This window comes from Candidatus Schekmanbacteria bacterium (genome assembly GCA_003695725.1).
In the GTDB taxonomy this organism is placed as follows: domain Bacteria; phylum Schekmanbacteria; class GWA2-38-11; order GWA2-38-11; family J061; genus J061.
Window position 1 is genome coordinate 1 of the sequence record RFHX01000003.1, and the last position, 6904, is coordinate 6904.

Here is a 6904-nt window from a genome sequence, read left to right on the forward strand (position 1 = left end):
GCAAAGGTAATGACAGCTATTGATGGGTCGAGCAATGGTGTTACTCTCAAGGATTTTGACGGACCAAAAAAGATTAAGAAAACTTCGAGAGCAAAAGCTCGAGGCGGGTCAATATCTATTGCTCAAGCAAAGGGAAGATACACGAAAAGTAATATTACTTTGGGTAGCGAGATAAAAGCCAAAAGAACATCAGGTGATAAAAAACCAACGCATGTACGTTCGGGAGCTTTATTTTTTGGCACTGCAAGAGTCGTATCTGATAAACTGCCTGATGGTTCTGTAATCAAGGATTTCAAGATAGGATTGAAGGTCGATGGTTCTTTAAAGTGCAAAGCAAAAACAAAAGAAGAATATTTTGCAATTTCAAATGTCGAAGCATTTGTGTCGATGATTACAAATACAGTTCCAACTACTCTATTTTCAGGTTCAGCAACTGTTGACGGTGCAACCGGTTTTGATGGTGGACAAGGAGATTTTGCAGGTAAATTTAAAGGTAGTAAATATAAAGTAAAGATACGCAAGAAATTTCCTCTCAATTTTGGTGATGTCACTGTTGGTAAAAAATTCTTTCTCCTTTTTTATGGATCAACACTTGTTTCCTTTGCATCTGATTTAAAGGTTTATTATTGTGCCGCAGATTTCTATAAAACAGAAAAATTTATTCCCATAAAAAAACAGAATGCAAAACTTACTTATCAGAGCGCAAAAAACACAACTATCTCATTTGATCCGGATCCATTTGATACCACATCACCCCCCACTGAATTTAAAGTTTATATCGAAGATCAAGATTCAACATTTCTTGAGAATATTATAACTGAAACAGTAAAACTTCTTTCGAGAGTAGGAGATTTTGGTTCGACAAGTGCGCTTTCTTTGGAAGCCGTTGGCGATCAGGACAGTGATGGAATACCTGATAGAGCAGCTATTTTCAGAGTATCTGATGTCCAATATTTTCTTTTGAACAATCTATCATCTCCGAAAAAATGGACATTGTTCTTGATTGGCTTAAGTGGTGAAACACCATTTATTGCAAAGGATAATATAACTATCAAGAGATAAAGAGGAATAACTGAAAGTTAGATTTAAGCCATAGCGCTTTTAATGGTAATATCTATCATTTTCGTTGAAGTCATCATCATCTGATAAGACTGTAAGTTTTCGTCTTATCCACCAGTATTTGAGTTTGAGGTAAAGGTCCTTGAATAAACCCCGACCTCCGCCTCTGCCTCCTCTTTTAAGATAGATATAGCCAAAAACCATTCCTCCGAGATGGGCAAGATGGGCTATACCGCTGTTAGTTGCAGACATAGCAGAGAAAAATTCTATTGCTCCAATAAATATCAAAAAATGCTTCATCTTCATTGGGAAAAGAAAATAGATTAGAATTTGCCTTTCAGGATAATAAAGTCCATAAGCAAGCAATATGCCGTAAATTGCGCCTGATGCTCCAATTATTGGAGTTGTTGAAGAGGCAGTGAATATTGTTGAAGAAATTCCGGCCCATATTGCGCAAAGGAAATAGTATTTCAAGAAAAATTCTTGTCCCCATCTTCTTTCTAAATCACAGCCAAACATCCATAGGGCAAACATATTGAAAAGAATGTGGAAAAAACCGCCGTGTAAAAACTGATAAGTAAACAATTGCCAAACATATAATTGACTAATGACCAATTTTGGTATGAGCCCAAAAAGAAGAATTATCTGGCTCGATGTTATCTGCTGAAAGAGAAAAACTCCTGCATTGATATAAATCAATTTTTTTACCGTCGGTGTAATAGAGGGACCAAATGTGTATGCAGGACCTTGTCTGTAATAATAACTATTCATTCATTAACCTTTTCAATTTTACACTGAAGATGGCGGTGTTGCAGATGTGCCTTCAAGCATATCGATTATAGCTTTTATTCGTTCTTTTGTCGGTAATTCATAAGGACATTTTTCCTCACATTGGCCGCATTCAACACATTGTTTTAGAGACGGCAATAAGCGTTGTCCCATTTGCAATGTGTAGGATACATCATCGTTCAATTCTCTCCCATAACATTTCTGATAAATCATATGGACAAAAGGAATCATTATGTTTTGGGGACATGGTTGACAATAAGCGCATCGTCTGCAAAAGTCTTTTCCTAAAGCTTCCACTGATTTTTCGAGTTTTTCCAATTCTTCATCGGTGAGTTCTTTTCTTTCACTTATTGTTCTGAAATTCTCGACAAGCTCTGTCATCTTTGACATACCGACTACTATGACATCGACAGGATGAGATTCAAAAAAACGAAGCGCTAAATCAGTTTCCTCAATCATTCCGCCTGCTAAGGGTTTCATTATGGTCGATGCAATCTTATTTTCCTGTATTGCAGGAATAAGTTTTTCGAGTGGTTCTTGTTCAATTACATTAAAGGGGAAAAAAATCATTTCAAAAACACCTTTTTTGGCGGCTTCTGCCATTGTTAGATGATTATGACCAGTTATAAGAAGATGCTTGACCTTTCCTTCTTCTTTTGCTTTTTGCAGTAGCTCGAGATGTTTACCCATAATCAGGTCGAGCTCTTCTAATTTGTTGACGCTATGAAAACCGTAGAAATCAAAATAATCGACTTTTATCGTTTTTAAGCTTGTTTCAAGGTCTTCAATGAATTTATCTGCTCCCTGTTTCCAAGAAAAAGCGCGGCTTGTGAGGATTACTTCATCTCTTCGTTTTGGTATGACGCGTGAAAGTTTTTCTTCGCTGTCCTGATAGGCGCGTGCAGTGTCTATATAGTTTATTCCCATATCGATGGCGGCATTGACAAGCTTTTCTGATTCTTCACCGCTTATTCGAGGAAGATGCATTGCGCCAAAACCGAGTTTACTTGCTTCAAGGCCTGTATTTCCAAGTTTTACTTTTTTCATTATTCCCCTCCGAAGTGTTCCCTTTATTATTCTTAATTTAATAAACAATATTGGAGAAAATATCCAGATAAGAAAAGGTATTTTCCAACATTATCTTTTATCATTTGACTGTATATTGTCTTTGTTCTCTTCTTCTATTATTCTGTATTTCGTTTCCTCTAATTTTTCAAATTGGCCCGTCTTCACTGCCCAGATAAAAAAAAGCCAACCGCCAAAACCAAGAGCGAGGCAAAGAAAGAAGAGAAGAAATATTGTCCAAAGTTCCATAGTAGTTTTATGATAAACATTAAGATATTTTTTGCAAATACTTTGAAAATTTATAAGTACATTGCCCTAAAAAAGATATCTTACAATAAGTTGAATTTTCTGAGACAGAAAGCTATAAAGGTTTGATTCAATAATTAGAATAAAAAAAGTAAGTTATGATTGGAGAATTCTGTATAAGAGCAGATAATCGTTGCAGTGGATGGATGTAAATATGAGCCGCGCATATGAAATAAAGCAGAAGGAATCGAAATTAGGCCTATTATTCAGGTCGTTGAGACATAGAAATTACCGTCTTTTTTTCATCGGTCAGAGCATATCACTTATCGGCGTATGGATGCAGCAGATAGCCATTGGCTGGTTGGTGTATCGTATTACAGGGTCGGCGCTTCTTTTAGGTATCATTTCTTTCTGCAGCCAATTTCCAAGCTTTCTTTTATCGCCTTTTGCAGGGGTGTTTGCAGACCGCCTTGACAGAAAGAATGTTATCCTTCTCTGTCAGATTTTAGCGATGATGCAGGCTCTTACATTAGCGGCTCTAACATTTACACATTTAATCAATACATTTTATCTGATTGTGCTGAGCATCTTTATTGGAATTGTCATTTCTTTCGAAATGCCAACGAGACAGTCATTTATTCTCGACATAGTTGAAAAGCGCGAAGATCTTGCAAATGCGATAGCTCTCAACTCTTCTATGTTTAATGGCGCGCGTCTTCTTGGCCCTACAATTGCTGGTCTTATAATTGGTGTTGCAGGAGAGGGATTATGCTTCCTCATCAATGGTCTTTCATATATAGCAGTAATCATTTCCCTTATGATGATAAATGTAAAAGGAGGAAAAGGAGAAGGTAACGAATATGATTTTATCAAGGGATTAAAAGAAGGATTTACATATTCCTTCGGTTTTTATCCAATTAAGTCTATTCTTCTGCTTGTTGCATTGATTAGCCTTTTGGGTATGCCCTATCTTGTACTTATGCCTGTATTTGCCAAGGATATCCTTAAAGGCGGTCCTGATACATTGGGTTTTTTAATGGGGGCGTCAGGGTTGGGCGCTTTTGGAGGGGCTATATATCTTGCTATGCGAAAATCTGTAATGGGACTTGCTAAACTCATTGCATATTTTTCATTTCTTTTTTCTGTAGGAATTTCCTTATTTGCACTTTCTTCAAACCTTTGGATTTCGTTAATCTTAATGTTTGTCACTGGATATGCAATAATTCTTCAGATGGCATCGAGCAATACTCTTTTGCAGACAATTGCAGATGACAGCAGAAGAGGAAGGGTTATGAGTTTTTTTACAATGGCAATGATGGGAATGTCACCAATTGGAAGCTTTTTGGCAGGGACGATTGCAGACAGCATAGGTGCACAAGAAACCGTTTTTATATGCGGTTTGGTTTGTTTTGCAGGCACTGCTGTTTTTGCCAAGAATCTACCGCAATGGAGAAAAGAAGTTAAGCCAATATATGAGAAAAAGGGAATTATCAGTAAAGCCGGGTAGAAAGCTCTTTGTTTAGTACATAAAATCAGTTGCCGCCTCTACACTTTTTTCATAAATTCCGCGGCAAAAAAGTCCAAAGGCAGATAATAGAGAAATTCCGGCAAAATGGACAAGAAAAACAAAGAGCGCCCCCTTTCTTTCGTAAAAAAGAAAAAGGGAAAGAAAGGAAATCAAAAAAAGTATAAATAATATTTTACTCCAAAGGAGTTTTATTTCCCAATACTTCTTGAAAACTTCTCCATCAGGATTTTTTTTCTTCATATTCCTTTTATTTTCTCCATCCATTGATTTTTTACCATCGAATTTTCTGCACATTAAGTAAATAAAAAGAGTTTTGTCAAGATGTTGCTCTATTTATGAATTTCGGAAGATTAGGAGACGATATTTTCTATTATCTCTTTTGAGCTATATTTTGGTTTTCCAAGTGTTTCTACTGTTTTCGAGACATCTCTAAAAAAGTCATAGCCCAACATTCTTACATATAACGGAGGAATTGGAGATAAACCGATATTCCAGAGAAATTTGACAAGATAATAAGTCGGCTTTTCCGGAAGATTGATAGGAGATGGCTTCTTGCCTCCCAGCTGCGCTGCATATTCAAAGATTTCTGTAAGCGTAATTTTGTCTTCTGCGCCAATATCGAATATGCCGTTCTTTCCTAATGCATTGTATGCCGCATCTACGACATCATCACAATGAATTAGTTGAATAGGTGGATTTTTGCCTCTAAGTTTCATATAACGTCCTGTTTTCGAAGCGCTATTTATCATATCGCCCAATCCAGGCCCGCCTCCTTTTATACAAACGATGGCAAGTCTTAGTATGGATAGATTGAATCCGTTTTTTTCTGAAGCATCGAGGAATAGGTTTTCTGCTTCGATTTTATCTTTTGCATATATGTCGTCTAAAGGATTTAGATAATTGCCATCTTTATCAATGACTCCGCCTTCTGCTTTTTGGTCTCCATAAACTCGCTCACTGCTGATGAAAACAATATCTTTGATTCCATTTTTTACTGCGCTTTCAATAATGTTTTTAGAACCGTTAATATCGATATCTTTTCTGATATTTGGGTCTATCTTTGGTGCAGTTACAAAAGCCATATGAATGATTGAGTCAACCTTCTTTTCACGGATTATATCTGCCAATTTTGAGTCGCGTACATCAAGCTTAATGAAGTTTTCTTTTGGCACATAAGAAGATTCCTTGTAATCGATTCCAACAAAATCTATTTTTCTCTCTCTAAATATTTCCGCCATCCTTCTTCCAATGAAACCTCCTATTCCTGTAATGAGTATCATAAAAGCAGAGCCTCCTTTTTTGATGTTATGAAGATAAGAAATCTAATTTTCCTGAGATTTTTAATTTGAATGTTTCATCTGTATCGAAATTATTGACTGTTATTCGTTTCAACTTATAGGGATTATCTCCGTTCTTATTCAAGCCAAAAATAGTCGAACAACATAATCTATAACCACAAGTTTCAAAATATTCATTCTTTATATTCTTAAAAAACCTGCTTCCTCCATAGGGAAGAGCAAATGAGGTTATTTCTTTCCCCACAAGTCTTTCAAGAATCGATTTTGATGTTTTTAGTTCATAAATTATTTCATCCTCTGTCAGATTTGTAAAATTACAATGAGAATGGCTATGTGAACCAATTTCAAAAAATTGAGCTAAATCCTTTAACTCATTTGGAGAGAAAAAATTTTCATCTATATATTCAAACAAATCGTTATCCGATATTGAAGGTTTCAGGGATTCGTATCGATAGTTGTAATTCTTATATCTGCTTGCCATTTTTTTACGGAATACTTCAGATTTTACAAAGTCAGGAATAACACTTTTTTCGATGATTCCTGTTATAATGAATATCGTTGCAGGTATATTTTTTTCTTTCAAATAGGGAAGGGCGAATTTCTTCAAAATTTTATATCCATCGTCAAATGTAATTGCCGCCAGGGGTTTACCGTAGAGGTTTTTTTTCTCCTCTGTAATTTGGTTGATTATTTCATTTAGAGAAACAATGTGAAAGTATTTCGAGAGAGATTCGACTTGGCTTTTGAAATTTATAAAAGAGCAGTTAGTTGTCAGCGAAATTCTTTTTCCTGATTCAAGGCAGTTGTCCTCTATTCCATGATAAGAGAGAATCAAACAGGAAGATAAATCTATTTTTTTAAGAAGATAGTCGAGAAATTTATTCTGTAATTTTCCCTTTAATATTTTACTTCCTATTAC

8 protein-coding genes are annotated in these 6904 nt (G+C 35.7%); 2 read left to right on the forward strand and 6 right to left on the reverse strand.

What is annotated here, in order from left to right; all coding sequences use genetic code 11:
* The coding region (locus D6734_00050; GenBank protein RMF98524.1) for a hypothetical protein at nt 1–1062 on the forward strand (1062 nt) is incomplete at its 5' end.
* Between the two features lie 39 nt (nt 1063–1101).
* On the opposite strand, the gene D6734_00055 is transcribed toward D6734_00050, so the two are convergent.
* The 3 genes from D6734_00055 to ccoS all read right to left on the reverse strand — a co-directional run bounded on the left by D6734_00055 (nt 1102) and on the right by ccoS (nt 3162).
* Nucleotides 1102–1830 (reverse strand): rhomboid family intramembrane serine protease, encoded by a 729-nt coding sequence (locus D6734_00055; protein RMF98525.1) that lies wholly within the window; start codon nt 1828–1830, stop codon nt 1102–1104.
* An 18-nt stretch (nt 1831–1848) separates the two neighbouring features.
* Nucleotides 1849–2895, reverse strand: coding sequence for a hypothetical protein (locus D6734_00060; protein ID RMF98526.1), 1047 nt, complete (start codon nt 2893–2895; stop codon nt 1849–1851).
* A 90-nt stretch (nt 2896–2985) separates the two neighbouring features.
* Entirely contained in the window at nt 2986–3162 is a 177-nt protein-coding gene (ccoS, locus tag D6734_00065; GenBank protein RMF98527.1) for a cbb3-type cytochrome oxidase assembly protein CcoS, read from the reverse strand.
* 211 nt (nt 3163–3373) lie between these two features.
* Between ccoS and D6734_00070 the strand changes: the two genes are divergently transcribed.
* Complete coding sequence (locus D6734_00070; GenBank protein ID RMF98531.1) at nt 3374–4666, forward strand: MFS transporter; 1293 nt, start codon at nt 3374–3376, stop codon at nt 4664–4666.
* A 12-nt stretch (nt 4667–4678) separates the two neighbouring features.
* On the opposite strand, the gene D6734_00075 is transcribed toward D6734_00070, so the two are convergent.
* From D6734_00075 to D6734_00085, 3 genes are all read right to left on the reverse strand, one after another.
* Nucleotides 4679–4981 (reverse strand): hypothetical protein, encoded by a 303-nt coding sequence (locus tag D6734_00075; GenBank protein RMF98528.1) that lies wholly within the window; start codon nt 4979–4981, stop codon nt 4679–4681.
* A 56-nt stretch (nt 4982–5037) separates the two neighbouring features.
* Complete coding sequence (locus tag D6734_00080) at nt 5038–5967, reverse strand: NAD(P)-dependent oxidoreductase (protein ID RMF98529.1); 930 nt, start codon at nt 5965–5967, stop codon at nt 5038–5040.
* 25 nt (nt 5968–5992) lie between these two features.
* The coding region (locus D6734_00085) for a hypothetical protein (GenBank protein RMF98530.1) at nt 5993–6904 on the reverse strand (912 nt) is incomplete at its 5' end.